Source organism: Streptosporangium sp. NPDC020145 (assembly GCF_040631275.1).
Lineage (GTDB): Bacteria > Actinomycetota > Actinomycetes > Streptosporangiales > Streptosporangiaceae > Streptosporangium.
The window spans coordinates 504454-530787 of sequence record NZ_JBEXZT010000004.1 but is presented as its reverse complement, the minus strand read 5'-3'; the positions used below and the strand labels follow the sequence as shown (position 1 = coordinate 530787).

General features: G+C 69.7%; 27 protein-coding genes. 11 read left to right on the top strand and 16 right to left on the bottom strand.

The features are described 5' to 3' along the window. Positions 1 to 96 precede the first annotated feature (96 nt). The 3 genes from ABZ463_RS10800 (at position 97) to ABZ463_RS10790 (ending at position 2506) form a co-directional block, all read left to right on the top strand. Complete coding sequence (locus tag ABZ463_RS10800; protein WP_352008848.1) at positions 97 to 312, top strand: hypothetical protein; 216 nt, start codon at positions 97 to 99, stop codon at positions 310 to 312. 142 nt (positions 313 to 454) lie between these two features. Beyond that, positions 455 to 2179, top strand: coding sequence for a DEDD exonuclease domain-containing protein (locus ABZ463_RS10795; RefSeq protein ID WP_352008847.1), 1725 nt, complete (start codon positions 455 to 457; stop codon positions 2177 to 2179). Between the two features lie 39 nt (positions 2180 to 2218). Next, positions 2219 to 2506, top strand: coding sequence for an Lrp/AsnC ligand binding domain-containing protein (locus ABZ463_RS10790; protein WP_352007292.1), 288 nt, complete (start codon positions 2219 to 2221; stop codon positions 2504 to 2506). Between the two features lie 8 nt (positions 2507 to 2514). Here the strand turns inward: ABZ463_RS10790 and ABZ463_RS10785 are convergent, their stop codons facing one another. The 3 genes from ABZ463_RS10785 to ABZ463_RS10775 form a co-directional block, all read right to left on the bottom strand. Next, a complete protein-coding gene (locus ABZ463_RS10785; protein ID WP_352008846.1) occupies positions 2515 to 3342 on the bottom strand; it encodes a histidine kinase in 828 nt (275 codons plus the stop codon). Positions 3343 to 3427: 85 nt separating this feature from the next. Beyond that, the gene (trpD, locus tag ABZ463_RS10780) at positions 3428 to 4474 is read right to left on the bottom strand and encodes an anthranilate phosphoribosyltransferase (protein ID WP_352008845.1); all 1047 of its coding nucleotides are present in this window, start codon (positions 4472 to 4474) and stop codon (positions 3428 to 3430) included. Between the two features lie 24 nt (positions 4475 to 4498). After that, the gene (locus ABZ463_RS10775) at positions 4499 to 4897 is read right to left on the bottom strand and encodes a hypothetical protein (RefSeq protein ID WP_362775341.1); all 399 of its coding nucleotides are present in this window, start codon (positions 4895 to 4897) and stop codon (positions 4499 to 4501) included. A gap of 195 nt (positions 4898 to 5092) precedes the next feature. Between ABZ463_RS10775 and ABZ463_RS10770 the strand changes: the two genes are divergently transcribed. Genes ABZ463_RS10770 through ABZ463_RS10755 form a run of 4 tightly spaced genes read left to right on the top strand, consistent with a single transcriptional unit; the run spans position 5093 to position 9288 of the window. Then, a complete protein-coding gene (locus tag ABZ463_RS10770) occupies positions 5093 to 5710 on the top strand; it encodes a heme-copper oxidase subunit III (RefSeq protein ID WP_352008844.1) in 618 nt (205 codons plus the stop codon). Between the two features lie 16 nt (positions 5711 to 5726). Continuing rightward, positions 5727 to 6539, top strand: coding sequence for a c-type cytochrome (locus ABZ463_RS10765; protein WP_352008843.1), 813 nt, complete (start codon positions 5727 to 5729; stop codon positions 6537 to 6539). Then, positions 6536 to 7645, top strand: a complete 1110-nt coding sequence (locus ABZ463_RS10760) for a Rieske 2Fe-2S domain-containing protein (RefSeq protein ID WP_362775295.1) — start codon at positions 6536 to 6538, stop codon at positions 7643 to 7645. The genes ABZ463_RS10765 and ABZ463_RS10760 overlap by 4 nt, the downstream gene beginning before the upstream one ends. Continuing rightward, on the top strand, positions 7642 to 9288 hold the full coding sequence (locus tag ABZ463_RS10755; protein ID WP_362775293.1) for a ubiquinol-cytochrome c reductase cytochrome b subunit: 1647 nt from the start codon (positions 7642 to 7644) through the stop codon (positions 9286 to 9288). The genes ABZ463_RS10760 and ABZ463_RS10755 overlap by 4 nt, the downstream gene beginning before the upstream one ends. 201 nt (positions 9289 to 9489) lie before the next feature. Here the strand turns inward: ABZ463_RS10755 and ABZ463_RS10750 are convergent, their stop codons facing one another. The 4 genes from ABZ463_RS10750 to coxB all read right to left on the bottom strand — a co-directional run bounded on the left by ABZ463_RS10750 (position 9490) and on the right by coxB (position 13590). Further along, positions 9490 to 10686, bottom strand: a complete 1197-nt coding sequence (locus tag ABZ463_RS10750; RefSeq protein WP_352008840.1) for an Ig-like domain-containing protein — start codon at positions 10684 to 10686, stop codon at positions 9490 to 9492. 179 nt (positions 10687 to 10865) lie between these two features. Next, positions 10866 to 11261, bottom strand: a complete 396-nt coding sequence (locus ABZ463_RS10745; RefSeq protein ID WP_352008839.1) for a cytochrome c oxidase subunit 4 — start codon at positions 11259 to 11261, stop codon at positions 10866 to 10868. Next, entirely contained in the window at positions 11258 to 12850 is a 1593-nt protein-coding gene (gene ctaD / locus ABZ463_RS10740; RefSeq protein ID WP_352009451.1) for a cytochrome c oxidase subunit I, read from the bottom strand. The genes ABZ463_RS10745 and ctaD overlap by 4 nt, the downstream gene beginning before the upstream one ends. Positions 12851 to 12918: 68 nt before the next feature. Continuing rightward, the gene (gene coxB, locus ABZ463_RS10735) at positions 12919 to 13590 is read right to left on the bottom strand and encodes a cytochrome c oxidase subunit II (RefSeq protein ID WP_352008838.1); all 672 of its coding nucleotides are present in this window, start codon (positions 13588 to 13590) and stop codon (positions 12919 to 12921) included. Between the two features lie 306 nt (positions 13591 to 13896). Here coxB and ABZ463_RS10730 point away from each other — a divergent pair, with 306 nt between their 5' ends. Next, entirely contained in the window at positions 13897 to 15033 is a 1137-nt protein-coding gene (locus tag ABZ463_RS10730) for an aminotransferase class V-fold PLP-dependent enzyme (protein WP_362775290.1), read from the top strand. Positions 15034 to 15058: 25 nt separating this feature from the next. Then, entirely contained in the window at positions 15059 to 15328 is a 270-nt protein-coding gene (locus tag ABZ463_RS10725; protein WP_352008836.1) for a sulfurtransferase TusA family protein, read from the top strand. Positions 15329 to 15367: 39 nt separating this feature from the next. On the opposite strand, the gene ABZ463_RS10720 is transcribed toward ABZ463_RS10725, so the two are convergent. Continuing rightward, positions 15368 to 16354, bottom strand: coding sequence for a carbohydrate kinase family protein (locus tag ABZ463_RS10720; protein WP_352008835.1), 987 nt, complete (start codon positions 16352 to 16354; stop codon positions 15368 to 15370). Between the two features lie 160 nt (positions 16355 to 16514). Then, on the bottom strand, positions 16515 to 16868 hold the full coding sequence (gene erpA, locus ABZ463_RS10715) for an iron-sulfur cluster insertion protein ErpA (protein ID WP_352008834.1): 354 nt from the start codon (positions 16866 to 16868) through the stop codon (positions 16515 to 16517). Positions 16869 to 17060: 192 nt separating this feature from the next. Between erpA and nadA the strand changes: the two genes are divergently transcribed. After that, a complete protein-coding gene (nadA, locus tag ABZ463_RS10710) occupies positions 17061 to 18215 on the top strand; it encodes a quinolinate synthase NadA (RefSeq protein WP_352008833.1) in 1155 nt (384 codons plus the stop codon). 52 nt (positions 18216 to 18267) lie between these two features. On the opposite strand, the gene ABZ463_RS10705 is transcribed toward nadA, so the two are convergent. The 7 genes from ABZ463_RS10705 to ABZ463_RS10675 all read right to left on the bottom strand — a co-directional run bounded on the left by ABZ463_RS10705 (position 18268) and on the right by ABZ463_RS10675 (position 25532). After that, entirely contained in the window at positions 18268 to 19017 is a 750-nt protein-coding gene (locus ABZ463_RS10705) for an SIMPL domain-containing protein (protein WP_352008832.1), read from the bottom strand. 88 nt (positions 19018 to 19105) lie between these two features. Continuing rightward, positions 19106 to 21361: a protein kinase gene (locus tag ABZ463_RS10700; RefSeq protein ID WP_362775285.1), complete on the bottom strand. Its 2256-nt coding sequence runs from the start codon at positions 21359 to 21361 to the stop codon at positions 19106 to 19108. An 82-nt stretch (positions 21362 to 21443) separates the two neighbouring features. Next, entirely contained in the window at positions 21444 to 22907 is a 1464-nt protein-coding gene (locus ABZ463_RS10695; protein WP_362775282.1) for an alpha/beta fold hydrolase, read from the bottom strand. 21 nt (positions 22908 to 22928) lie between these two features. Further along, complete coding sequence (locus ABZ463_RS10690; protein ID WP_362775279.1) at positions 22929 to 23507, bottom strand: hypothetical protein; 579 nt, start codon at positions 23505 to 23507, stop codon at positions 22929 to 22931. Between the two features lie 4 nt (positions 23508 to 23511). Beyond that, complete coding sequence (htpX, locus tag ABZ463_RS10685; RefSeq protein ID WP_352008828.1) at positions 23512 to 24420, bottom strand: zinc metalloprotease HtpX; 909 nt, start codon at positions 24418 to 24420, stop codon at positions 23512 to 23514. A 9-nt stretch (positions 24421 to 24429) separates the two neighbouring features. Next, entirely contained in the window at positions 24430 to 24708 is a 279-nt protein-coding gene (locus ABZ463_RS10680; RefSeq protein WP_352008827.1) for a hypothetical protein, read from the bottom strand. Then, on the bottom strand, positions 24705 to 25532 hold the full coding sequence (locus ABZ463_RS10675) for a PspA/IM30 family protein (RefSeq protein WP_352008826.1): 828 nt from the start codon (positions 25530 to 25532) through the stop codon (positions 24705 to 24707). Before ABZ463_RS10675 ends, ABZ463_RS10680 begins: the two co-directional genes overlap by 4 nt. A gap of 146 nt (positions 25533 to 25678) precedes the next feature. Between ABZ463_RS10675 and ABZ463_RS10670 the strand changes: the two genes are divergently transcribed. Further along, positions 25679 to 26287, top strand: a complete 609-nt coding sequence (locus tag ABZ463_RS10670; protein WP_352008825.1) for a DUF3043 domain-containing protein — start codon at positions 25679 to 25681, stop codon at positions 26285 to 26287. The last annotated feature ends 47 nt before the right edge of the window (positions 26288 to 26334 follow it).

Here is a 26334-nt window from a genome sequence, read left to right as displayed (position 1 = left end):
AGGACCCATCCGGAACGTCCGGTACCGACCAAAGTCGACGTTCCGCCGACTTTCGGCCGACGCGGCCCATCCGGTCCCCGCGTCACCATCGAGGGCATGAGAGCGACCCTGCGGATCCTCGGGAGCGTCTGCGTCGTCCAGGCCGCCGGCGGCGTGATCGGCGAGTTCGGGGGGCCGGGGAGCCTCGGCCGCGAGTGGTTCCTGGTGCACCGCGTGGGCCTGCTGGAGGGCTACGAGGTCTTCGCCTGCATCGTGCTCGGGGTGCTCGGGCTGGCGCTGTGGGCGGCGGGCGCGGCCGTACGGGACGAGTGAGCCCATCTGAGCCTCTCGTGCCCCATGGTGCCCGCGCGGTGAGATGAGGGTTACGTGAGGGTTGCCGGAACACCAAGGGGGAACGACGCCAGGCGGACCCCGGAGCGGTAAATGTCGGTCGATGCTCCTATGGTCGTGAGCCGTGGAGTACGCCGTGCAGGGGACGCTTGACGAACTGGGCACGCCGCTTGAGCAGATCACGTTCGTCGTGTTCGACCTGGAGACCACGGGGGTCTCCGCCGACGAGCACGCCATCACGGAGATAGGCGCGGTCAAGGTTCGCGGCGGTGAGGTGCTCGGCGAGTTCGGCACGCTGGTCGATCCGGGTTCACCGATCCCGCCTTTCATCTCGGTGCTCACCGGCATCACCGACGCCATGGTGACCGCCGCGCCGAGGATCGACTCGGTGCTGCCCTCCTTCCTGGAGTTCGCCAGGGGCGCCACGTTCGTCGCCCACAACGCGGGCTTCGACCTGTCGTTCGTCAGGGCGGCCTGCGCGGCCCTGGGCTACCCCCCGCCCGGCAATCCCGTGGTCGACACCGTCGTGCTGGCCCGCAGGCTGCTGACCCGCGACGAGGTCCCCAACTACAAGCTCTCCACCCTGGCCAGGGTCTTCAGCAGGACCGAGCCGTGCCACCGCGCGCTCGCCGACGCCAGGGCGACCGTGGACGTGCTGCACGCCCTGATCGAGCGGGCGGGCTCGTTCGGGGTGCACACGCTGGAGGAGCTGAAGGGCTTCGTGCGGGCGCCGACGCCCGAGCAACGCCGCAAACGCCACCTGGCCAACGGGGTGCCCGGCGAGCCGGGGGTCTACGTGTTCGAGGACGATCGGGGCGAGCCCCTCTACGTCGGCAAGAGCACCAACCTGCGCAACCGTGTCCGCAGCTACTTCACCGCCGCCGAGACCCGGCCGAGGATCCGCGAGATGGTCGCCGTCGCCGAGCGGATCAGGACCATCGTCTGCGCCACCCCCCTTGAGGCCGAGGTCAGAGAGCTCAGGCTGATCGGCTCGGCCAAACCGCGCTACAACCGCAGGTCGCGTTTCCCCGAGCGGATGGTCTGGCTCAAACTCACCGAGGAGCCCTTCCCCCGCCTGTCCGTCGTGCGCGAGGTCAAGGACGACGGGGCCGGATACCTCGGCCCGTTCGGCAGCGTCCGCGCCGCCGAGGACGCCCGCTCCGCGCTGCACGAGGCGATCCCCCTGCGCCGGTGCACGGAGCGGATCACCCTCCGCACGGGCCGGCCCGCGTGCGCACTGGCCGGGATCGGCCGGTGCGGCGCCCCCTGCGAGGGCCGTCAGAGCGTCGAGGAGTACGGCCTGCACGCCGCGGCCGCCCGCAGGGCGATGGAGCTGGACGCCTCGGAGGTCTTCTCCGCGATCGAGGCCAGGATGGAGCGCCTGTCCCGTGAGGAGCGCTACGAGGAGGCCGCGGCGGACCGCGACCGGCTGGCCTCCTACGTGCGCGTCTCGGCGCGCATGCAGCGGCTGCGCGGGCTGACCTCGCTGCCGCAGCTGGTCGCCGCGGCCCCGCTGACGGGCGGCGACTGGGAGATCCACGTCGTCAGGCACGGCAGGCTGGTCTCGGCCGGGGTGATGCCCAGAGGCGCCCACCCGACCCCGTTCGTGGACGCGCTGGTGGCGACGGCGGAGACCGTCGTGCCCGGTCCCGGCCCGGTCCCGGCCGCCGGGGCCGAGGAGACCGAGTGCGTGCTGCGCTGGCTGGAGGCGCCCGGGGTGCGGCTGGTGCAGGTCGAGGGCGGCTGGAGCCTGCCGATCGGCGGCGCCGGACGGTTCAGGTCCCGCATCGACCTGGCCTACCGCTCCCGTGAGCAGTACGGGGACGGCGAGGGCCGCAGGGGGCGCTGATAGCGTCGTGGGAGCAGTTCCCAACCAGGAGGAGAGCCAGTGGTCACCGCGATCGTGCACATCAACGCCGAGGTGGACCGGATCCCCGAGGTGGCCCAGACGATCGCCGAGCTCGACGGGGTGAGCGAGGTCTACTCCATAACCGGGGAGTACGACCTGCTGGCCATCGTCCGCGTCCCCGCCTACGAGCAGGTCGCCGAGGTCATCCCCGGCAGGCTGAACAAGGTGGCCGGGGTGCTGCGCACCGAGACGCACATCGCCTTCCGCACCTACTCCCGGCACGACCTCGAGGCCGCCTTCTCGATCGGCCTGGGCGAGTCGGACTGACCGGCCCCTCAGGTGGGCAGGCGGGCCCCCGGGCGTAGTTCGCCCGTTGTCGGCAGGCGGGCCCGCACCTCGAACCCCCCTTCGGGCATCGGCCTGGCCTCCAGGCTCCCGCCGAACATCGTGGCGCGCTCACGCATGCCGAGCAGCCCCGTCCCGGCGCCGGCCCCGGCGGGCGGAGGAACCACCTGGCCGTCGTCGCGGACGAGCACGTCGAGGAAGCCGGGACGCCAGCGCAGCGTGACATGGGCCGTACTGGCTCCCGCGTGCTTGAGCGTGTTGCCCAGCGCCTCCTGGACGATCCGGTAGGCCGCCAGTTCCAGGGTCAGGCCGACCTCCGCCGGGGACCCGTCCTCGACCACCTCGACCCGCAGGCCCGCCGTACGGACCTGGGTCAGCAGGTCGGACAGGTCGGACAGCCTTGGCTGGGGGTGCCTGGTCGCCGCGGGGGCGCCCTCGACGCTCAGCAGGCTCAGGATCCGCTGTAACTCGACGAGCGCCTGACGGCCCGACTCCTCGGCGACGCGCAGTGTCTCGCGAGCCCTCGCGGGGTCCTTCTCCATGATCATCCGGCCCGCGCCGACGCCGAGCGTCATCATGCTGACCCCGTGGGCGACCACGTCGTGCAGTTCCCCGGCGATGCGGGCGCGCTCCCGCATCGCCGCGGCACGGCTCAGCGCCTCCCGCTGCCCGGCCAGCCTGGTGCGCTCGGCGGCCAGGCTCAGCAGCAGCAGGCGTCGCTCACGCGCCAGCCTCGCCGCGGCCAGCGAGAGGCAGACGACCGCGAGGACAAGCAGGCCGAGCGCCACTCGCCAGGCAGGAAGGTCAACACGCCACATGGGCGCAATCTAGGGCGGCCACGACCAGCGCGACATCCCCTCACGGGAGGATCTTGCGTCCGCCCGGGAGGGGAGGACTCGCGGATCAGGGCGTTTTCAGAGCCTGGCTGACCTCGACCCAGCGGTCGAGGAGCGCCCCGGCCTCGCCGGAGTCGACGGCCTGTCCCGCCCTGGCGTAGGCGCCCGCCATCGCGGCGTCCAGGTCGTCGCCCGCGGCGTCGTAGGCGACCAGGGCCGCGGCGGCGTTGAGCAGCACCGCGTCGCGGACCGGCCCGGTCTTGCCGCCCAGCAGGTCGCGTACGGCCTGCGCGTTGAAGGCCACGTCCCCGCCGCGCAGCGCGTCCTGGTCGGACCTGGGGATGCCGAGCACGGCCGGGTCGAAGACGGTCTTCCTCGCGGTGCCGTCACGCACGATCCAGACGGTCGAGGTCGTCGCGGTGGTGAGCTCGTCGAGACCGTCGTCGCCCCTGAAGACCAGGGCGGAGACGCCGCGCTCGGCGAACACGCCGGCGACCACGGGGAGCATGATCGGGTCGAAGATGCCGATGGCCTGGGCCTGCGGCCTGGCGGGGTTGGTCAGCGGCCCGAGGAAGTTGAAGACGGTCGGGATGCCGAGTTCCTTGCGCGCCGGCCCGACGAAGCGCAGCGCCGGGTGGTAGACGGGCGCGAAGCAGAAGGAGATGCCCGCCTCGACGGCGACCCTGGCGGTGTTCTCCGGCGTCAGGTCGAGCACGACTCCCAGGTGCTCCAGCACGTCGGCGGCCCCGCAGAGGGAGGAGGCGGCCCTGTTGCCGTGCTTGACGACCCGGGCGCCGGCCGCGGCGGCCACGATGGCGGCCATCGTGGAGACGTTGACGGTGTGGGCACGGTCGCCACCGGTGCCGACGACGTCGACGACGGGCCCCTCGACCGTCAGCGGGGTCGCCCGTTCCAGCATGGTGCGCGTCAGCCCGGTCAGCTCGGCGACCGTCACCCCCTTGGCCCGCAGCGCCACGGCGAAGCCCGCGATCTGCACGGAGGTCGCCGAACCGGACATGATCTCGTTCATCGCCCAGGAGCTCTCGTCCGCGGTGAGGTGCTCACCCGCGAGCAGGGCGGACAACAACGCGGGCCAGGTGGTGCGCGCGTCCATGTGGGGTCTCCAGAGGGGTTCGGTCTACCGGGCGGTCAGGCGGTTCGACAGGCGGCGGCGCATCAGGTCGGCGACGGTGTCGGCCAGCACGACCGGGTCGATCGGCTGCGGCACGACGGCCTCGGCGCGGGACCACTCGGCCAGCCACCGGTCGTCGCGGCGGGCGATCAGCAGGCAGATCGGCGGGCAGTCGTACACCTCGTCCTTGGCCTGCCTGGCGACCCCCATGCCGCCCGCGGGCTGGGTCTCGGCGTCGAGCACGGCGACGTCGATCTCACCCGAGTCGAAGTGCTGGACGACCTTCGCGTGGGTGGCGCACTCCACGATCTCCACGAGGGGCACGTCGGCGGCGGGACGCCTGCCGATCGCCTGCCGCACCTTCTCGCGAGTGCTCGCGTCGTCGCTGTAGACGAGGACCCTCATCTTGTCGTCGGTGCTCACGGTGGCGCTCACTATCCCTTGTCGATGTATGGTCACCTGGGATGGTACCGGGCGGCTCGCCCGGAGACCCAGACCGGACGCATCCATGAGATAAATGCGCCATAAGCCCGGTTTTAGGGAGCGCGGGGACCCCCTAGTGGGGGGTCGTGCGGCGACCCGACCAGGAGAACCGCAATAATGCTGCCCGTGGCGACAGCATCCGCAATATCAACGACGACGACAGCGCATTCGTCCCGCAGGCCAGACCTGGTCAGCGTCGGGACGATCGTCTGGCTGTCCTCTGAGCTCATGTTCTTCGCGGCGCTGTTCGCGATGTACTTCACCATCCGGTCGGTCAGTCTCGGCCAGGGTCTCCCCTGGCCGGAGGCTCACTTGAACGTCCAGTTCTCGCTGGTCAACACGATCATTCTGGTCCTGTCGAGCGTGACCTGTCAGCTGGGCGTGTGGGCGGCTGAGAAGGGCCAGGTCGCCAAGCTGCGCTTCTGGTACATCGTCAGCTTCCTGATGGGTGCCGTGTTCGTCGCCGGCCAGCTGTACGAGTACAGCCAGCTGGTCGAGGAGGGGCACACCCTGTCGCACTCCGCGTACGACTCGGTGTTCTACCTGACCACGGGCTTCCACGGCCTTCACGTGACCGGTGGACTGATCGCGTTCCTGTTCATGCTGGGACGCACGTACGCCGCGAAGCGCTTCACCCGTGAGCAGGCGACCAGCGCCATCGTCGTGTCCTACTACTGGCACTTCGTCGACGTGGTCTGGATCGGCCTTTTCGTGACCATCTACGGCATTCATTAAGGAATCGGGGATCTCTGTGAATAGGATCACCGCTGGGCGGCGGCATCCCCTCGCGAGATACGCCGTCCTGCTTCTTGCCCTTGGGCTGCTCGGGGGGTTCTACACCCTCGCGGCTCCGACGAGCGAGCGGGCTGACGCGGCCATCGCGTCCGGCAGGGCCGACGACGTCGCCGAGGGTAAGAAACTCTTCGAGCAGAGCTGCTCCAGCTGCCACGGCCTCAGCGCCGAGGGCACCAAGAACGGCCCGACGCTCGTCGGCGTCGGCGCCGCCGCCGTGGACTTCCAGGTCAGCAGTGGCCGTATGCCCCTGGCCAACCCCGGCGCCCAGGCCCCGCGCAAGCCGACGGCGCCCTGGGTCAACGAGGACACCGTCCGGCAGCTCTCCGCCTACATCCAGTCGCTGGGCGGCGGTCCCACCGTCCCCGCCGACGAGCAGGTCGACCCGGCCAAGGGTGACAAGTCGAAGGGTGGCGAGCTGTTCCGCGCGAACTGCATCCAGTGCCACAACTTCGTCGGCGCCGGGGGTGCCCTGACCCAGGGCAAGTACGCCCCGCCGCTGAACGAGGCCACCCCGAAGCAGATCTACGAGGCCATGGTCACCGGCCCGCAGGCGATGCCGGTGTTCAACGACAGCATCATCACCCCCGACCAGAAGCGGGACATGATCGCCTACATCGTGGGCGTGCGTGACGAGCCCAACCCGGGCGGCGCCGGCCTCGGCCGCATCGGTCCGGTGACCGAGGGTCTCGTGGCCTGGATCGCGGGCATCAGCCTGCTCGCCCTGGCCGCTATCTGGATCACCGCCAAGAAGCGACAGGCCCACCAATGACAGACAACAACCACGACATCGAACAGCCCGAGGGGCGCGTGCCACACCGCGTCATCGGCACCCCGGCGCCCGCGACGGCCACCTCCCTGCTGGGCGAGGAGGAGCGCACCGAAGCCGCAGCCGACGTCCCGGGTGTGAACCTGCAGGACGAGCAGACCGCCAGGAAGGGTGAGCGGGCCGCGGCCCTGTGCTTCCTCATCACCTTCCTGGCCGCGGTCGCCTTCGTCGCCTCCTACGTGATCTTCCAGGTGGGCGACGTCGAGACGACCAAGACCTCGACCCTGGCGCTGGGCGGCTCGCTGACCCTGGCGCTGCTGTCGCTCGCGGCGGGCATCGTGTTCTGGGTCCGCATGGTCATGCCGAAGTACAGCCTGGTCCAGGAGCGCCACACGATGGCCTCCTCCTCCGAGGTCAGGGAGCAGGTCGGCGAGACCTTCCTGCAGGGCGCCGCCGAGAGCGGCATCACCAAGCGGCCGCTGCTGCGCCGTACGCTCCTGCTGGCCGCCGCCCCGCTGGGCGTGCTGCCGATAGTGCTGCTGCGCGATCTCGGCCCGCGCTACAAGAACTTCCCCGAGAAGCTGCGGCACACCGTCTGGGGCGAGAAGACCAAGGACGGCAAGGACCGCAGGCTCGTCGTCGAGGGAACCGGCGCGCCGATCCGCGCGGCCGACTTCAACTCCCCCGGCGGCATCCTGTCGGTCGTGCCCGAAGGTTACGAGCACGACCTCGACGCCCTGGCCAAGGCCACGCTGATCCTGATCAAGTTCCGCCCGGAGGAGATCAAGTCCGGGACGAACAAGAACTGGACGCACGACGGGATCGTGGCGTACTCCAAGATCTGCACGCACGTCGGCTGCCCCGCGGCCCTGTACGAGCAGACCACCCACCACATCCTGTGCCCGTGCCACCAGTCCACCTTCGACGCCGCGGACGGCGCCAAGGTGATCTTCGGTCCGGCCGCCAGGCCGCTGCCCCAGCTGCCCATCGCCGTCGACAGCGAGGGCTACCTGGTCGCCACGGCCGACTTCGCCGTCCCGCCGGGGCCCAGCTTCTGGGAGCGCGGCGACGCCGAGGCCGAGGTCCGTGAGAAGGGAGGCCACGCATGAGCACCGGAACGGTTCCGAAGCCCATCGCGGGCGCGAGCGGTTTCCTCGACGACCGGCTCGGCGCGGGAAACTTCCTCAAGCGCAACCTGCGCAAGGTGTTCCCCGACCACTGGTCGTTCCTGCTGGGTGAGATCGCGCTCTACTCGTTCATCATCCTGCTGCTGACCGGCACCTTCCTGACGTTCTTCTTCAAGCCCTCCATGGCGCACGTCGTCTACGAGGGCTCCTACGAACCGCTCAAGGACGTCACGATGTCCGAGGCGTACGCCTCGGCTCTGCAGATCAGCTTCGACGTGCGCGGTGGTCTGCTGATGCGGCAGATGCACCACTGGGCGGCCCTGCTGTTCGTCGCCGGCATGATGGTGCACGCGCTCCGTGTGTTCTTCACCGGTGCGTACCGCAAGCCGCGCGAGCTGAACTGGCTCATCGGCGTGCTGCTGCTGACGCTGGCGCTGGCCGAGGGCCTGACCGGCTACTCCCTGCCCGACGACCTGCTCTCCGGCGCGGGTCTGCGCATCACCGAGGGTGTGGCGATCTCGCTGCCGCTGGTCGGCACCTGGATCACCTTCTTCCTCTTCGGCGGCGAGTATCCCGGCGAGGACGTGATCTCCCGGTTCTACTCGCTGCACATCCTGCTCATCCCCGGCATCCTGCTCGCGCTCATCTCCGCCCACATGGTCCTCATGTGGGTGCAGAAGCACACCCAGATGCCGGGCAAGGGACGCACCAACGAGAACGTGGTCGGCGCGCCGTTCTACCCGGCCTTCATGGCCAAGGCGGGCGCGTACTTCATGTTCACGTTCGGCGTGATCGCGCTGCTGGGCACCTTCGCCCAGATCAACCCGATCTGGCTGTTCGGTCCCTACACGCCCGCCGACATCTCGGCGGGTTCCCAGCCCGACTTCTACATGGGCTTCCTTGAGGGCTCGCTCCGTCTGATGCCCTCCTGGGAGATCAACGTCCTGGGCTTCACGCTGCCGATGAGCGTGCTGATCCCGGCGCTGGTCCCGATGGGCATCATCATGACCGGCCTGGCCCTGTATCCCTTCCTGGAGCAGTGGGTCACCGGGGACCGCAGCGAGCACCACGTCGCCGACCGTCCCCGCAACAACCCGCACCGCACCTCGATCGGCATCTCGGCCATCACGTTCTACGGTGTGCTGTGGCTGCTGGGCGCGAACGACGAGATCTCCTCGGTCTTCCACGTCTCGCTCAACTGGACGACCTACATCGGCCGGGTCCTGGTCTTCCTCGGCCCGCTGGTGGCCTACATCGTCACCTACCGGATCTGCCTCGGCCTGCAGCGCAGCGACGCGGCGATCATCGGGCACGGCGTGGAGTCGGGTGTCATCAAGCGCCTGCCCCACGGTGAGTACATCGAGGTCCACGTTCCGCCGGAGGCCTCCATCGAGGCGCACCTGCGGGGCAAGGCCCCGGTTCCGACCATCGCCGGGACCGACACCGACAAGGACGGCATCCCGCCCAAGGGGATGCGCGGCCCGCTCGGCAGGCTCCGCGCCAAGATGAGCAAGGCCTACGGCGGCGAGAAGATCCCGCTGGACGACGGCCACGGTCACGGCGTCGAGCACGGCGAGCACGCGCAGGTCGGCTCGGGCGGGGACGACAGGTCCCTGACCCACTAGAGGCCGTCACAAGCTTCGCCACACGACGGGGCCCGGACACCGATCAGGTGTCCGGGCCCCGTTGTCTGTCTCCGCCCGGAGCCGGCGACGAGCCCCGCCCGCCCCGGGACGCCCCTGTACGGCTCACGGAGCCCCGGAAACGGCCTGGCCGCATTCCTCTGACCCGAGAGCCGCAAAAGGCCTCTCAGCGGCCTTCAGGCGTCACAGGGAGTCGGTGGTGAAGTACTTGACGCTGCTCCACTTCAGCCACTGCTTCCAGTCCTCCTGCCAGTGGCCCCAGCCGTTGGTCGGCTCAAGCGGGCGAGGGGTGCCCGTGATGATGATCGGGTCACCGATGAGGGTGTTGTTGATGAACCAGACGGCGTTGTCCGGGCTGACGTTGACGCAGCCGTGACTGACGTTGGAGTACCCCTGGGAGCCGACCGACCACGGGGCGCTGTGCACGTACTCGCCGCTGTTGGAGATGCGGACGGTGTTGTAGACGGTCATCTGGTAGTAGCCGGGAGAGCCGGGGCCGATGCCGGGCGAGGTCATGATGGTCACCGGCTCCCTGGACATGGCCAGGTGCACGCCGCTGGTCGTGTAGTACTTCCAGGCGCCGCCCTGGCCCGCGCTCATCGGGATCTGCCTGACGACCTTGCCGTTGCGCCTGACGGTCAGGTGGTGGGTCTGGGTGCTGCCCCGGGTGATCTGGGAGCGGCCGACCCTGAAGCGGATGCTCTGGTTCTGCTTGCCGTACACGCCCCTGCCGCCCCTGACGCCCTCAAGGTTGGCGTCGACGCGAACGGTGGTGTTGGCGGGCCAGAACGTCTTGGGGCGGAAGTGCACGGTCTTGTCGTCGAACCAGTGCCAGGCCCCGAGGACCGGCTTCGAGGAGCGGATCGCCAGGTTGCGCTCGACCTCGACGCGGTCGGTGATGGGCTGGTCGAAGGTGATCATGACCGGCATGCCGACCCCGACCGTCAGGCCCGTCAGCTCCTTGTCGGGGAGGAACTCCTTGATCTCGAAGGTCTTCTCCGCCTTGACCGTGGAGAAGGAGGTGTGGGTCTCGCTGACCTTTCCTCCCGGGTTCACCGCGACCGCGGTGACCTCGTAGGTCGTCCCCGGCAACGCGGTGTCCTGACTGTGCCACTGGGTCCCGTCGGCGCTCAGCACACCCGTCAGGGAGTTCCTGGGGCCCTTCACGGTGACGTTCCTGAGTGTCCCCCCGCTGGCCGCCACCAGGACGGTCGCGTGGGTGGGCACGTTGCCCGCCCTGTCGAGGGGGACCACACTGACCGCCGCGTCCGCGTGCGACACGGGTCCCGCCGGCCCGCGCGCGGCGGTGGTGGAACCGTCCGAGCATGAGGCCACCAGTAGCAGGGCCAGTAGCCCGGCCCCCGGAATCGAACCACGCATCGTCTGTCCCACGTGCCCCACGTGTACTCCCCTGTTCAGGACCGGTCCGGTGATCCTGTTATTACCCGTAGTAAGCGGAGCGCCACATATGGCGATGGGTGTGGGTCCCCAATAAACACCAAAAAACGGGCCACGGAATCTCCGTGGCCCGTTTCCGGAAGCCTGGGGTGGCGACGCGCTCAGTGCGAGAAGTGACCCCGGTAGTACTCGAAGACGAACCCGATCATGCTCATGATGACCGCGAACACACCGATCAGGAACAGCCACCAGCCGATGACCAGGCCGACCGCGGTGAGCGAGACGGCCAGGCAGACGAACAGCGGCCACCAGCTGTGCGGGCTGAAGAAGCCGAGCTCCCCCGCGCCGTCGCTGATCTCGCCCTGCTTGTCGTCCTCAGGCTGCTCGCCGATGCGGCGGGCGGTGTACATGAGGTAGTAGCCGATCATGAAGGCGAAGCCGACCGAGATCGCCATCGCCGTCGTGCCGACCGGTTCCCTTGACCAGAACCAGTAGACGACGTCCACCGCGGCGAAGAAGATGCCGCAGAGGATGAACAGCCAGCCCTGGACCTTCATCGGTTGTCCTCCAGCTCACGCGAGGCCGAGGTGATGTGCGGGTACTTGAGGTCGAACGCGGGGCGCTCGGACCTGATGCGCGGCAGCGAGGTGAAGTTGTGCCGCGGCGGCGGGCAGGAGGTCGCCCACTCCAGCGAGTTGCCGTAGCCCCACGGGTCGTCCACCGTGACCTTGGGGGCGGACTTGTGGGTCCGCCACACGTTGTACAGGAACGGCAGCGTCGATGCGCCCAGCAGGAACGCGCCGACCGAGGAGACCATGTTCAGGTTGGTGAAGCCGTCGGCCGGGCTGTAGTCGGCGTAGCGGCGCGGGAAGCCGGCCGCGCCGAGCCAGTGCTGCACCAGGAACGTGGTGTGGAAGCCGATGAACAGCGTCCAGAAGTGGACCTTGCCCAGTGTGTCGTTGAGCATCTTGCCGGTGAACTTGGGCCACCAGAAGTAGAAGCCCGCGAACATCGCGAAGACCACGGTGCCGAAGACGACGTAGTGGAAGTGGGCCACCACGAAGTAGGAGTCCGACACCTGGAAGTCCAGCGGCGGCGAGGCCAGGATGACGCCGGTCAGACCACCGAAGAGGAAGGTCACCAGGAAGCCGATCGAGAACAGCATGGGCGACTCGAACGACAGGTGTCCCCGCCACATCGTGCCGATCCAGTTGAAGAACTTCACTCCGGTCGGGACCGCGATGAGGAACGTCATGAAGGAGAAGAACGGCAGCAGCACCTGGCCGGTCGGGAACATGTGGTGCGCCCACACGGTGATCGACAGACCGGCGATGGCGATGGTCGCGCCGACCAGGCCGATGTAGCCGAACAGCGGCTTGCGGCTGAAGACCGGCAGGATCTCCGTCACGATGCCGAAGAACGGCAGCGCGATGATGTACACCTCGGGATGGCCGAAGAACCAGAACAGGTGCTGCCAGAGCATGGCACCACCGGTGGCCGAGTCGAAGATGTGCGTGCCGAGCTTGCGGTCGGCCTCGAGCGCCAGCAGCGCGGCGGCCAGCACCGGGAAGGCCATCAGCACCAGGATCGAGGTGAGCAGGATGTTCCAGGTGAACATCGGCATGCGGAACATCGTCATGCCCGGAGCGCGCATGCACACGATCGTGGTGATGAAGTTCACCGAGCCGAGGATCGTGCCCAGACCGCTGATGGTCAGACCGACGATCCACAGGTCGCCACCGATACCGGGCGAGTGGATCGCGTCCGACAGCGGGGCGTAGGCGAACCAGCCGAAGCTGGCCGCGCCGCCCGGGGTGAGGAAGCCCGACAGGGCGATGGTGCTGCCGAACAGGAACAGCCAGTAGCTGACCATGTTCAGACGCGGGAAGGCCACGTCCGGGGCGCCGATCTGCAGCGGCATCAGCTCGTTGGCGAAGCCCGCGAACAGCGGCGTCGCGAACATCAGCAGCATGACCGTGCCGTGCATGGTGAACAGCTGGTTGAACTGCTCGTTGCTGGTGAGCTGCAGCCCCGGCTGCGCCAGCTCGGCCCGCATGATCAGCGCCATCACGCCGCCGATCAGGAAGAACACGAACGAGGTGATGAGGTAGAGGTGTCCGATGATCTTGTGATCGGTGGACGACATCCACTTCGCGACGACCGAGCCCTTGCGGGTCGTCACCGGGGTCAGAGCGATGGGCTCTTGAAGTGCGGTCACTGGGCACCCGCCTGACTAGCGATGTACTTGTCGAACTCGGCTGGGCTGACGAGTTCCACGTAGAAGAGCATCCGGCTGTGGTCGGTACCGCACAGCTCGGCGCAGCGGCCCGCGAACACACCGGACTTGTTCAGGGTCTCGACCTCGAACTTGTTCTCCACTCCGGGGATGACGTCCCGCTTGAAGTGGAAGGCGGGAACCCAGAAGGAGTGGATGACGTCGGGCGAGACGAGGTCGAACTCCACCTTCTTGCCCGCGGGAAGCACCAGCCGCGGGCCCTGGCGGTAGTCGCTGACGGGCATGCCGACCACTTCGGCCTTCTTGCCGTTGTAGTCGGTGGTGAAGCGCCAGCTCCACTGGAAGCCCTCGACCTTGACCTTGACGTCGGCCTTGCCGGAGACGGCGTTGATGTAGTTCTGGTCCCGCGCGGTGAAGTAGAAGAAGACGCCGACCATGATGATCGGCACAACCGTGTAGAGGATCTCGATCGGGAGGTTGTAGCGCACCTGCGGAGGCAGGCTCTCCTTGGAGTTCTTCCTCTTACGGTGGAAGGCCACGGACCACAGGATCAGGCCCCACACGACCAAACCGGTGGCGAGTGCCGCGATCCAGGAGCCGTTCCACAGGCTCTGGACGGTATCGGCCTGCTTGGTGATGCCCTCGGTCATACCGCCACGAGACCACTCCCCGGCGATGTTCTCAGCACTGCACGCCGACACGGAAACCAGCAGCAGCGCCAGAGCGGCAGCGCGTGGCACCCGGCGGCGGGCCAACGGACGCCGTGCGGAACGGCGGGTCGGACTCACGGATCGCCTACCCCACAGATGAAGCCCAGAAATCGCTCCTGGGCGGTCGTTTGTTCATGTTCACAACTTGTAGTTCACAGCTTTACGCTGGGGGACACATTAGCGCGGACCACCCTCGCCCCCCCGCGCAGCCCCCGATTGCGCCGCGTGTGATGCGACGATTGGGACGTGGCGTACTTCGACGCGGCCTCGACAGAGCCGCTGCACCCTCAGGCACGCGAGGCTCTCATCGCGGCGCTCGACGCCGGCTGGGCCGACCCGGCGAGGCTGTACGGCCCCGCCCGCCGGGCAAGGATGTTACTGGAACAGGCGCGTACAGAGGTCGCCGAGGCCCTGGGAACCCGCCCCGACGAGATCTCCTTCACCTCCTCCGGGACCCAGGCCGTGCACCTCGGCGTGCTGGGCGCCCTGCACGGGCGGCGCAGGACCGGGCGCCGCCTGGTGACCTCCGCCGTCGAGCACTCCAGTGTGCTGCACGCCGCCGAGGTCCACGAACGCGACGGGGGCAGCGTCGAGACGGTCGGCGTCGGCCTCACCGGCGCGGTCGACCCGGCCGCCTTCCGCGAGGCCGTACTGGCGCCGGGCACGGCGCTGGCCTGCCTGCAGAGCGCCAATCACGAGGTCGGGACGCTCCAGCCGGTCGCCGAGGCGGCGGCGGCGTGCGGGGAGGCGGGCGTGCCGCTGCTGGTTGACGCCGCGCAGACCGCGGGCCGGATGCCGCCGCCCGGCGGCTGGTCGGTGCTGACGGCCAGCGCGCACAAGTGGGGCGGCCCCGCGGGGGTCGGTGTGCTGGCGGTCCGCAAGGGCACCCGCTGGCGCAGCCCACTGCCCGAGGACGAGCGTGAGCGGCGCAGGGTCCCCGGGTTCGAGAACGTGCCCGCGATCGTGGCCGCCGCCGCCGCGCTGCGCGCCGTGGCCGCCGAATCCGCCAGGGAGTCGGCCCGCCTGTCCGCGCTGGTCGACCGGATCAGGGCCGAGGTCCCCCGGCTCGTCCCGGACGTCGAGGTGATCGGCGACCCGGTCTCCCGGGCACCGCATATCATCACCTTTTCCTGTCTTTACGTCGAAGGTGAAGCGTTACTGACAGAATTGGACAAGGCAGGGTTCGCCGTATCATCTGGCAGCTCCTGCACGGCCAGTACGCTTCGTCCGTCGCATGTTTTGGAGGCCATGGGCGTGCTTACGCACGGGAACGTACGGGTATCGCTGCCCCAGGGCGCGTCCGCGACGGATGTCGACCGTTTCCTCACCGTCCTGCCGGACGCGGTGAGGAGGATTCGTGAGGACGCGGGAGTCAAGTCGTGACCAAGATGTGGGGAGTGAGCGCTCCATGACGTCCATCCAGGCGGCTGAGGCGGAGGCGGGCCAGCCTCCCGCGCTGACCATCGACGCGCTGGGCAAGAAATGCCCGATTCCCATCATCATGCTCGCCGAGCAGATCAACTACGTGCCGCGCAACGCGATCGTCTCGGTCCTGGCCGACGATCCCGCCGCCTTCACCGACATCCCGGCCTGGTGCAGGCTGAAGTCGCACCACCACGTGGCGAGCTACGAGCTTCCCGACGGAGGCTGGGCCATCCACGTGCGGCGCAACTACTGACCGGCCCCTCCCGGCGCGCGGGAGGGGCGGTGCGCGATCTCAGGCGTGGTGGCACCGTACGAAACGGCCCGCCTCCTCGGCGGCCTCGGCGCCGTAGGCGGCGGCGAGGCGCTTGAGGAACTCCTCCTGGCCGAGTTCGTACTCCTGGCCGCCGACACGCTCAAGGACGTGGGTCGCGGTGAGGTTGCCGAGCTGGCCGCAGCGCTCCAGCGACAGGCCCCAGGCCAGGGCCGACAGGAATCCGGCCCGGAAGGCGTCGCCGACGCCGGTCGGGTCGGCCTTGCCGTTCTCCGGGGCGGGCGAGACGTGCAGGGACGGCTCGCCCTTGCGGTCGATCACCACGCCCTTGGGGCCGAGCGTGGTGACGCGGACGCCGACCCGCTCCAGGATCTCCTCGTCCGACCAGCCGGTCTTCTGCTCGATCAGGCCGCGCTCGTAGTCGTTGCCGAACAGGTAGGCGGCGCCGTCCACGAGCCTCCTGATGTCCTCACCGGGCATGCGCGCGAGCTGCTGGGAGGGGTCGGCGGCGAACGGGATGCCCCGATCCCGGGCCTCGTCGGTGTGCCTGAGCATCGCCTCGGGGTCGTTGGGGCTGATCAGGACGAGATCGAGGCCGCCGAGCCGTTCGGCGATGGGGCCCAGCTCGATGAGCCTGGCCTCGGCCATCGCGCCGGTGTAGAACGAGGCGATCTGGTTGTGGTCGTCATCGGTCGTGCACAGGAACCGGGCCGTGTGGTGGACCTCGGAGGTGTGCACGGAGTCGCAGTCGACACCGTGCCGTTCGAGCCAGGAGCGGTAGTCGGCGAAGTCCGTGCCGACCGCGCCGACCAGGACGGGCCGCAGCCCCAGGCTGCCCATGCCGAAGGCGATGTTGGCCGCGCAGCCTCCGCGGCGGACCTGCAGGTCGTCCACGAGGAACGACAGGGAGACCCGGTCGAGCTGGTCGGCGATGAGCTGGTCGCCGAAGCGCCCCGGGAAGGTCATCAGGTGGTCGGTCGCGATGGAGCCGGTGACGGCGATGCGCACGGGGTCATTCTCCTCGTTGTCAGCATCTTCTGGATGGACGGGGTTTGGAGCCCCGCAAGAATACGTGACCACATGGACGCACGGCGGCCCCGCGAGGTGAGAGATCTCACCCCGCGGGGCCGCCGTATGTCACTTGCCGCGGACTGTCCGCGTGCGTCCGTTAGTTGAACGAGTCGCCGCAGGCACAGGAACCGGTGGCGTTCGGGTTGTCGATCGTGAAGCCCTGCTTCTCGATCGTGTCGACGAAGTCGATGGTCGCGCCACCGAGGTACGGCGCGCTCATCCGATCGGTGACAACGCTGACACCGTCGAAGTCCGAGACGACGTCGCCGTCCATCGAACGGTCGTCGAAGAAGAGCTGGTAGCGCAGGCCCGAGCAGCCACCGGGCTGCACGGCCACGCGCAGCTTGAGGCCTTCCTCGCCCTGCTGCTCCAGCAGGCTCTTGACCTTGGCCGCGGCCGCGTCACTGAGGACCAGGCCCTGCGTCTTGGTCTCGCTGCTCTCAACCGACATGTGGTGACTCCCGCGTCTGCGTCAGCCGCCCGGACGGGTCGGCTGTCTGTGTGTGACGTCCTTCTTAGACGCTACCAACACGTGCAGACCGCTACACATTCCTGGGGCTTCGGCCCTTCCCCACCCCGGAATAAAACCCCCGGAGGCGTGTGTCATCATTAGTCGTCAGTTCGACGATAAGGGGGTGTGGTCGTGACGACCACCGAGACCGGCCTTCCGCTTTTCGTCCTCGGCAGGGGGACAGACCCGCACAGCGAGCGCGGTGTCGACTGTCCCGGGGAGCTGCCGACCGCCTCGGACCCGGCGCTCGTCGAGCGTGCCAGGCGGGCCAAGGCGGCGCTCGGGGAGCGGGTCTTCGTCCTCGGCCACCACTACCAGCGTGACGAGGTCATCCAGTTCGCCGACGTGACCGGCGACTCCTTCAAACTGGCCCGCGACGCCGCGGCCAGGCCGCAGGCCGAGTACATCGTCTTCTGCGGCGTGCACTTCATGGCCGAGTCCGCCGACATCCTCACCAACGACGACCAGAAGGTCGTGCTGCCCGACATGGCCGCCGGGTGCTCGATGGCGGACATGGCCACCTTCGACCAGGTCGAGGAGTGCTGGGAGGCGTTGCAGGACGCCGGGATCGCCGAGACGACCGTCCCGGTCACCTACATGAACTCAAGCGCCGACATCAAGGCCTTCTGCGGGCGCAACGGCGGCGCCGTGTGCACCTCCTCCAACGCCAGGCGCGCCCTCGAATGGGCCTTCTCCCGTGGGGAGAAGGTGCTGTTCCTGCCCGACCAGCACCTGGGGCGCAACACCGCGGTGCTGGAGATGGGCCTGTCCCTCGACGACTGCGTCGTCTACAACCCGCACCGGCCCAACGGCGGCCTGACCGCCGAGCAGCTCCAGAACGCCAAGATGATCCTGTGGAAGGGGCACTGCTCGGTCCACGGCCGTTTCACCGCCGAGTGCGTCGACGAGGTGCGTGAGCGCATCCCCGGCGTCAACGTGCTGGTCCACCCCGAGTGCAGGCACGAGGTCGTCACCAAGGCCGACTACGTCGGATCGACCGAGTACATCATCAACAGGCTGAAGGAGGCCCCCGCCGGGTCGTCCTGGGCGGTCGGCACCGAGCTGAACCTGGTCAAGCGGCTGGGGCAGATGTTCCCCGACAAGAACGTGACGTTCCTCGACAAGACCGTCTGCTACTGCTCGACGATGAACCGGATCGACCTGCCGCACCTGGTGTGGGCGCTGGAGTCGCTGGCGGCGGGCCAGACGGTCAACCAGATCACCGTGGACCCGGAGACCACCCGCTGGGCCAAGGTCGCCCTGGACCGCATGCTCGCCCTGCCCTGACCCTCTTTCGCCGGGGCCCCGCTGTGGGGCCCCGGGCGGGCCCCAGCGGGGCTCAGCCGAGCCCGTAGACCACCCTGACGCTGACGGAGACGGTCTGCTGGCCGGGGCTGACGGAGGCCTTCTCCGCGGCGAACCCCGCCCCGTAGGACACCGGCCTGGGCGGGGTGACGTTCTCCTCCGCGATCGCCACGACCCGGCCCAGCCGGCGGCCCGCCAGCCTCGCGTACTGCTCGGCGCGGGCCCTGGCGTCGGCGAAGGCCAGGTCGCGTGCCGCCCCGAGCGCGCCACGGCTGTCGGAGACCTCGAAGGACAGGCCGTTCAGGCGCACCTCCTCACCCACGGCCACCGCGGCCTCGATGACCCTGTCGGCGCTCTCCAGGTCACGCACCACGGCCTCGACGCCCTGGGCCGCCCGGTAGGCGGAGACCTTGGGGTAGGTCTCGTACTCGGGCCCCAGGGACAACTCGTTCGTGCGCAGGTCCTCGGCGGCGACGCCCGCCCCCCTCAACGCCGTGGTCAGCCTGGCCGCGGCGGCCCTGGCCTCGGCGAAGGCCTGGCTCGCGCTCGCGTGGCGCACCTCGACACCGGTGTTCAGGCGCATGACGTCGGGGGCCGAGGAGACGCTGCCCTCCCCCACGACCGTCACCTGGTCTCGGTTCTCCTCCATGACCGTCCTCCCGGTGTCGAAAGCGGTGCCGAAAGCGGTGTCTGCGGACGCGGCCCCGCCGAGCGGCCCCGCGGTGACGAACACCGCGGCGGCCACGGCGGCCCCCGCGGCCGTGATGTGAGACAACTTGATCATAGGCTCATGGCACCACGGCGGAGCGGTGGCGCCGGGGAGAAGCCCGGCGCCGTCCGCCGTGTCTTGCGGAGACTTGGGGATCGGACCGTCAGTCGGCGCGGGTGAAGCGCATGTACTGCTTCTTGTACTCCTCGGCGTTGGTCGTGGTGGCCAGGACCCGCTTGACGCGTCCCTCGAAGTCGATCACCACGGCCTCGTAGCCGCTCCCCTTGCGCCGCCAGCCCGCGATGTGCGTGTCGTCGTACCAGCCGATGAGCCGGTCGGTCTCGAACGGGACCCGGTGCTGGGCGTCCGCGTCGGCGACGGTGGACCAGACGCAGACCTTCTTGTTGTCCTGCTTGCAGTAGGTCATGATCAACGTGCCCGAGGGGGAGACGTCGTCGCCCTCGACGGTGAGCGGGGTGCCCACGTCGAGCAGGGTCTGCAGGACCGTGCCCTGCAGGTCGTAGAAGCGGATGCGCTTGGTCTTGCCGGTGAGCGCCCAGGTGCCGACCGCCTTGCCGTCCCCCCGCCAGAAGTAGCTCCACTTCCCGGCGTCCTTCTCCTTGACCCGGACGGTCCTGACCTTCTTCTTGGCTATGTCGATGATCGCGTAGCCGTACTCCTTGCTGGTCTTGCCCGCCGACTCGTACAGCGTCACCAGGCCACGGGTGCCGTCCGGGGACCACTGGGGGACGGTCGCGTAGACCGGCGTCTTGGCGATCCTGAGCGGCGTCACGGAGTTGTCGCTCCGGTCGACGAGGGAGACGACGGCGTAGTTGCCCGAGTCGTACTGCCTGTCGACCCCCAGTGCCTTGGTGCCCTCGGTGTTGACCACGTACTGGAAGTACTTGTCGTTCTTGCTGAAGGCGCCGGCCCGGGAACGCGTGTAGAGGGTCTTGTCCCAGTCGAGGCTGTAGGCGGTGAGCTTGATCGGGTCGTCCGGGTTCTCGTGGAGCGTGATCGAACTGCCCGGCAGTTTGATCTTGTTCGTCTGCTGCGGCGGGTCGGCGACCGTGGGGTCCTGCGTCGGCGGCGCGTCGCTCCGGTCCGGCTTCACCGGGTCACCGGTCTCCGCGACGTCGATCACGCCCGTCTCGCTGCCCGTCTCCGGCTCCCCGTTCACCAGCGTCAGCGCGAGGCCGCCCCCGGCCAGCAGGACGACGAGGCCCGCCGCGAGCGCGATCCAGACCCCCCGCCGCCCCTTGTTCCCGTACGGCGCCGCCCCGTGGGGCGGGTAGCCCGGCGCGGGCGACTGCGGGTAACCGGGCCCGGGAACCGGGTAGGACGGCCGTCCCGCCGGGACCGTTCCCAGCGCGCCGGGCCCCGTCTGGTCGGGACGGCCGTAGAACGGAGCCTGCGGGTAGGCCTCCTGGACGGGCGGTCCGGGCTGCTGGTGGTGCTGCTGAGGGAACCGGGGCTGCTGAGGGGGCGCCTGGCCATACCCGCCGGGACCCGTCCGCTGGGCGGCGGCGGCCGACCCCTCGGCGAGGATGCCCCCTGGCGCCGCCGGTGCCGCGGTGCCTGGGACGGCTCCCGCCGCGGTGCCCGGCATGCCGCCCGGTACGGTGCCCGCGTGACCGAGCAGCCGCAGCAGGGCGTCCCCCGCGCTCGGCCGTACGGCGGGGTCCTTGGCCAGGCACTGGCCGACCAGTTCGCGCAGCGCCGGGTCGGCGATGGCCCGCAGGTCGGGCTCAAGGTTCATGATGCGGTTGAAGATCGCGGGCAGGCTGTCCGTGCCGAACGGAGGACTGCCGGTGGCCGCGAAGACCATCGTGCAGCCCCAGGCGAACATGTCCGCGGGCGACCCCGCCGTCTCCCCGGCGAGCTGCTCGGGCGTCATGTAGGAGGGGGTGCCGATCGCCGTGGCGGTCAGCGTCGAGGTCCGGTCCAGCGCCTTGGCGATGCCGAAGTCGATCACCCGGGGCCCGTCGGGGGCCAGCAGCACGTTGGACGGCTTGAAGTCCCGGTGCACGATCCCCGCCTGGTGGATCGCGACGAGCGCGGTCACCGTGCCGATCGCCAGGCGGTGCAGCGCCGAGCCCTCACGCGGCCCCTCGGCGGCCACGACCTCCGCCAGCGTCGGGCCGTCGATGTACTCGCTGACGATGTAGGGGCGGTTACGGTCCATCCCGGTGTCGATGACCGCGGCGGTGCAGAACGGCGCGACCCGTCTGGCCGTGCTGACCTCGCGGACGAAGCGCTCCATCGCCTCGACGTCCTGTGCCAGATCGGCCCGCAGCAGTTTGACCGCGACCTGGGCACCCGTCGGGGAGACGCCGAGGTAGACCGTTCCCTGCCCGCCCTCGCCGAGCCGCGCGGTGAGCCGGTACTCCCGGACCTGCTCGGGATCTCCAGACCGCAAGGACGCAAGGTCCGGCATACCTACCCTCCCTTTAGGGGCCTTTTAGGCTCCATTGTGACGGCAAATAGTCACGGTCAGTGCATCAGTGCCCGGCCACGGGAGGTGTGTCGCGCGGGACGTCGAGTGTCCTGACCGCCTCGGCGACCGCCTCCGGCCGGTCGAGCTGTACCTCGTGCCCGCTGTCCGCCAGCGGGACCAGCCGGGCGCCGAGCAGCCGGGCCAGGTCGCGGTGGCAGGCGTCGCCGGATCCCGCGCTGAGCACGACGACCGGGACCGGGGGCAGGGGGCGGGCGCGGCGTAGTTCGTCGAGTTCCGCGGCCATCTCCGGGTAGGCGAGCCACTCGGCCAGTGCCGCGGCCAGCACCCGGCCCCTGCCGTACACGAGCCCGGCCTCCTCGTGCGGCCCCATGAGGAGGCGGTGCGCCGGAGGCAGGACCAGACGGGCGAGCGCGGTCGCGCCGAACGTCCCGCCCAGCGCGGGCAGTGCCCTCTGCACGGCACCGCGCACGGCCCCCCGTGCGGCCCGCGTCCCGCCCCCGCGCCCGGCCGGCCGTTCGCAGCTCGGATCGACCAGGACCAGGCCCGCGACCCCGCCGGGGTTGAGTCTGGCGAAGGCCTCGGCGTGGAAGGCCGCGACGGAGTGACCGACCACGATCGGCCTGCGCGCCAGCGCGGCGATCCGTCCCGCCTCCTCGGCCAGGGACGGCGGCCCCGGGTGGCCCGAGCTGAGCCCGAGGCCGGGACGGTCGAAACGGATCACCAGGTGGTCGGAGCGAAGGTCCTCGGCGACCCGGTCCCAGTGGAACCACGCCCCGGCCATTCCCGCGCAGATCACCACCGGCGGCGTTCCCGTCCCCTGGAGCAGGACGTGCGACCTCTGCGGGACCACGCGTGTCCTGTCGCGCCACAGCGCGGCCCCGGCCAGCAGCAGCCAGAGCGCCACGACCCCGACCTGCAGACGCTGGGCGAGACCGACGGGGACACCGGGCACGCCTTCCTCCGCCTCGGCGACCAGGATGAGTGTCCACGCCGTCGCGGCGGCCATCAGAACGGCCAGTACGGCACCGCCGTACCCCAGCGGGAGCAGGCGGCGGCGCCGCAGCGCGCTCACCGGCAGCGCGACGAGGCTGAGCCCGGCCCCCGCGAGGGCCAGGGAGCTGACCGCCGCGTGGACGGTGTGGGAGACGGACAGACGGCCCGCCGCCTCCGCCGCGGCGCACGAGGGGTCGCTCAGCACCGCGCAGTCCAGCGGGAAGACACCCGCGTCCAGCACCGTCATCGTCCCGAACATCGCCAGGCCGAGCCAGCCGGCCGCGCCCGCCCCACCGGGACGCTCGTCGGGCGCCAGGGCGACCCCGGCCAGACAGGCGGCCCCGGCCAGCACGTCGGCGCAGCGCACCAGCCACGACCACGGCTGGTCCACGGCGGCCAGTTCGCTGAGATAGGAGAGGGAACGGTCCACCCGCGGGTTGAGGAACTGCAGCGGCGCCCAGGCCGTGTAGCACAGGCCCGCCAGGAGGAACGCCAGGGCGGCGGCCTTCGTCACACCTCGCCTGGAGCGCACCGGTCACAGCCCGGGGGCGCCCCAGAGGGGGAACCAGCGGCCGAGGTCGGGCTCGATCTTCAGCTCCCCGGCGAGCGCGCCGCGCACCTGAAGCTCCAGCGGGTTGTCCCTGCGCCGGCCGGGCATCGGCGCGAACGGGTAGAAGGTGCCCCGTTTGTAGAGGTAGACCAACGCGATCCCCCCTCCCGGGGAGGCCGAGCCGGTGAAGGTGACCAGCGAGCAGAGCAGGGACGGGCCGAAGCCCGCCACCTCCAGGGAGGAGTTGACCGCGTGCAGGTCGGTGACCAGGCCGCCGAGCGCGCCGGGGTCGCGGCGCACCACCAGCCAGGTGTAGCCGTAGGAGTCCCTGACCTCCTCGACCGGCGGTCCCTCGCCTGTGGCGAGCAGTTCCACGACGTCGTGTTCCAGGGCGCTGAACGCCCCGCCCTCCGCGGGGCGGAAGCAGACGGACCCCACCCCGTTCGGCTCAAGGCCGGTCGCGGCCTGCAGGGTCACCGCGGCCGACGGCAGCGCGAACAGCGCGTCCAGGTCGGGCTTGACGGGGTCGGTACGGCCAAGCAGCGCGTCCCACCATCTGGCCACCGGCTCACACCCCCTGGCCGAGCTGGCCGGAGATCCTCCGCAGCTGCTCAAGACGCCGGTCGAGCGGGGGGTGGGTGGCCAGCAGCGAGGCCAGGGAGGCTCCCGCGCGACCCGCGAGCGCGGGGACGAAGAAGAACGCGTTGAACGGCTCCGCCTCGCGCAGGTCCCTGGTCGGGATACGGGCCATGTCACCGGAGACCTTGACCAGCGCGCTGGCCAGGGCCGACGGCCGCTGGGTCAGCAGCGCCCCCGCGCGGTCGGCGGCCAGCTCGCGGTAGCGCGACAGGGCGCGGGTGAGCAGGAAGCTGACCGCGTAGACCAGGACGGAGACCAGCATCACGATCAGGCCGATCGGCGGCCCGTTCTGGTTGTCCCTGCGCCCACCGAGACCGCTGTAGAGCGCGACCCTGGTCATCAGCCCGGCGACGATGCCCAGGAACGAGGCGATCGTCATCACCGCGACGTCACGGTGGGCCACGTGGGACATCTCGTGGGCGAGCACGCCTTCGAGCTCGGCGCGGTCCAGGCGCCGCAGCAGGCCCGTGGTCGCGCAGACCACGGCGTTCTTCTGGTTGCGGCCGGTGGCGAACGCGTTCGGGACGTCCGAGTCGGCGATCGCCACCCGCGGCTTGGGCATGTCGGCCATGGCGCAGAGCCGGTCGATCACGCCGTGCAGCTCCGGCGCCTCCTGGGGGCCGACGACACGCCCGTGCATCGCGAACAACGCGATGCGGTCGGACATGAAGTACTGCACCAGGAGCATGGCACCCGCGATGAGCAGCACCACGACGGCTTGGACGCCCAGCGCCACCAGTACGCCGACGAACACGACGTAGAGCAGGCCCAGCAGGAACATGGTCAGGACCATGCGGTTGGTCAGGCCCCGGTCCGGGGCGAACCGGGTATGTGCCATATGCCCAAACTATCCGGGAATCAGGCCCTCATCACCGAGCATCTCCCGCACTTCGTCCATGGAAGCGTCTGCCGGAGGCAAAATCAGCTCGGACGGCTCCAGACTGTCGTCGGGAAGCGCCTTGCCGACGTGGCGGACCTTGTCGAGCAGGTCGTGCAGCCTGCTCCGGAAGGCGGCCTCGTCCTCGGCGGCGATGGCGGCCTCAAGCTCGCCGTCGAGGGTGTTGAGAACGTCGAGGTCGGCCTCGTCGATGGCGATCTGCCCCTCGCCCATGATTCGTACGATCACAGCCCCTCCCCCGGCTGGCGGAACTGCTGGGTGCCCTGGGGCTGCTGCTGCGGCTGCTGGTGAGGCTGCTGCTGGTAGCCCTGCTGGGACGGGCCCTGCTCGATCGCGCTCTTCGGCGCGGGGCCCTGGCCGAGCTCGGCCTTCATCCGGGCGATCTCCAGCTCCACGTCGTGCCCGCCGCCCATGCGGTCGAGCTCGGCCTGGATGTCGTCGCCGCGCTGGCCGCTGAAGTCGTCGAGCGCGCCGCTGGCGAGCAGCTCGTCGATGGCGCCCGCGCGGGCCTGCATCGAGGCGGTCTTGTCCTCGGCCCGCTGGATCGCCAGGCCGACGTCGCCCATCTCCTCGGAGATGCCGGAGAAGGCCTCGTTGATGCGGGTCTGCGCCTCGGCGGCGGTGTAGGTCGCCTTGATCGTCTCCTTGCGCGTACGGAAGGAGTCGACCTTGGCCTGCAGGCGGTGCGAGGCGGTGGTGAGCTTCTCCTCCTCGCCCTGGAGGTTGTCGTGCTGCACCCGGAGCTCGGCGATCTGGGTCTGCAGGCTCGACCGGCGGGTCAGCGCCTCACGGGCCAGGTCCTCACGGCCGACCCCCAGCGCCTTACGGCCCTGCTCCTCAAGCTTGCGTGCCTGAGCCTCGATCTGGTTGATCTGCAGTTCCACCCGCTTGCGCGAGGTGGCGACATCGGCCACACCACGGCGCACCTTCTGCAACAACTCCAACTGACGCTGGTAGGAGTAGTCGAGGGTCTCGCGCGGATCCTCCATCTTGTCCAAGGCGTTGTTCGCCTTGGACTTGAAGATCATTGAAAGTCTCTTCATCACGCTCATGCGCGTCGGCCGTCCCCTTCTTCAAATGCGCTTCGGGTCACCCCAGTGATTCCAGCCCCCCAAGCTAAGCACCGGAGCCACCTAGGTTCACCCTACGCATAACGCACGAGGGCGTCACTAAGTTGCACTCCCGGTAGGCTGACGATGTGTTCCGACGTACCCAGACCACCGCGGACGACTCCCCCGTCTCCGTCAACGATCCTAAGCCTGCGGGCAAGGGGCGTCCCACACCCAAGCGCCGCGACGCCGAGGGGCGCCGCCGTCAGCCGGTGAACGCCCCCCAGAACCGCAAGGAGGCCTACCGGCAGCTCCGTGAGCGCCAGGCCACCGAGCGCGTCAAGGCCCGCGAGGGCATGCTGCGTGGCGACGAGCGATACTTCCCCGCGCGTGACCGGGGCCCGGCCCGCAAGTTCGCCCGGGACTGGGTCGACTCCCGGCGCCTGCCCAGTCAGTACTTCCTGCCCTTCTCCCTGTTCATCCTGCTGGTGACCTGGGTCCCCTTCCCCGAGCAGATCCGCGGCCAGATCTACGTCGCCGTCATCACGATCGGCTGGCCGCTCATGATGATCGGCGTGCTGATGACCTCGATCTGGGTGGGCTGGAAGATCAAGCGGCTGGCCGAGGAGAAGTTCCCCTCGGACAACCTCAAGGGCATCGGCTTCTACGCCGCGATGCGCGCGCTGCAGATCCGCAAGCTGCGCTTCCCGCCGCCTACCCTCCTGCCCGGCGGCAAGCCGGTCCCGCCCAAGAAGTAGAACGCGGAACGGGCCCCGTCCACACGGACCGGGGCCCGTGGCATGTC

What these genes read in the sequence shown, in the direction of transcription:
- ABZ463_RS10675 (WP_352008826.1), bottom strand. Translation starts at nt 25,532, where the DNA reads ATGAGCGTGATGAAGAGACTTTCAATGATCTTCAAGTCCAAGGCGAAC.
- ABZ463_RS10785 (WP_352008846.1), bottom strand. Translation starts at nt 3,342, where the DNA reads ATGTGGCGTGTTGACCTTCCTGCCTGGCGAGTGGCGCTCGGCCTGCTT.
- ABZ463_RS10770 (WP_352008844.1), top strand. Translation starts at nt 5,093, where the DNA reads ATGCTGCCCGTGGCGACAGCATCCGCAATATCAACGACGACGACAGCG.
- ABZ463_RS10745 (WP_352008839.1), bottom strand. Translation starts at nt 11,261, where the DNA reads ATGAAGGTCCAGGGCTGGCTGTTCATCCTCTGCGGCATCTTCTTCGCC.
- erpA (WP_352008834.1), bottom strand. Translation starts at nt 16,868, where the DNA reads ATGTCGGTTGAGAGCAGCGAGACCAAGACGCAGGGCCTGGTCCTCAGT.
- ABZ463_RS10775 (WP_362775341.1), bottom strand. Translation starts at nt 4,897, where the DNA reads ATGAGGGTCCTCGTCTACAGCGACGACGCGAGCACTCGCGAGAAGGTG.
- ABZ463_RS10725 (WP_352008836.1), top strand. Translation starts at nt 15,059, where the DNA reads ATGACGTCCATCCAGGCGGCTGAGGCGGAGGCGGGCCAGCCTCCCGCG.
- ABZ463_RS10705 (WP_352008832.1), bottom strand. Translation starts at nt 19,017, where the DNA reads ATGATCAAGTTGTCTCACATCACGGCCGCGGGGGCCGCCGTGGCCGCC.
- ABZ463_RS10750 (WP_352008840.1), bottom strand. Translation starts at nt 10,686, where the DNA reads ATGCGTGGTTCGATTCCGGGGGCCGGGCTACTGGCCCTGCTACTGGTG.
- ABZ463_RS10800 (WP_352008848.1), top strand. Translation starts at nt 97, where the DNA reads ATGAGAGCGACCCTGCGGATCCTCGGGAGCGTCTGCGTCGTCCAGGCC.
- htpX (WP_352008828.1), bottom strand. Translation starts at nt 24,420, where the DNA reads ATGGCACATACCCGGTTCGCCCCGGACCGGGGCCTGACCAACCGCATG.
- trpD (WP_352008845.1), bottom strand. Translation starts at nt 4,474, where the DNA reads ATGGACGCGCGCACCACCTGGCCCGCGTTGTTGTCCGCCCTGCTCGCG.
- ABZ463_RS10760 (WP_362775295.1), top strand. Translation starts at nt 6,536, where the DNA reads ATGACAGACAACAACCACGACATCGAACAGCCCGAGGGGCGCGTGCCA.
- coxB (WP_352008838.1), bottom strand. Translation starts at nt 13,590, where the DNA reads ATGACCGAGGGCATCACCAAGCAGGCCGATACCGTCCAGAGCCTGTGG.
- ctaD (WP_352009451.1), bottom strand. Translation starts at nt 12,850, where the DNA reads ATGTCGTCCACCGATCACAAGATCATCGGACACCTCTACCTCATCACC.
- ABZ463_RS10755 (WP_362775293.1), top strand. Translation starts at nt 7,642, where the DNA reads ATGAGCACCGGAACGGTTCCGAAGCCCATCGCGGGCGCGAGCGGTTTC.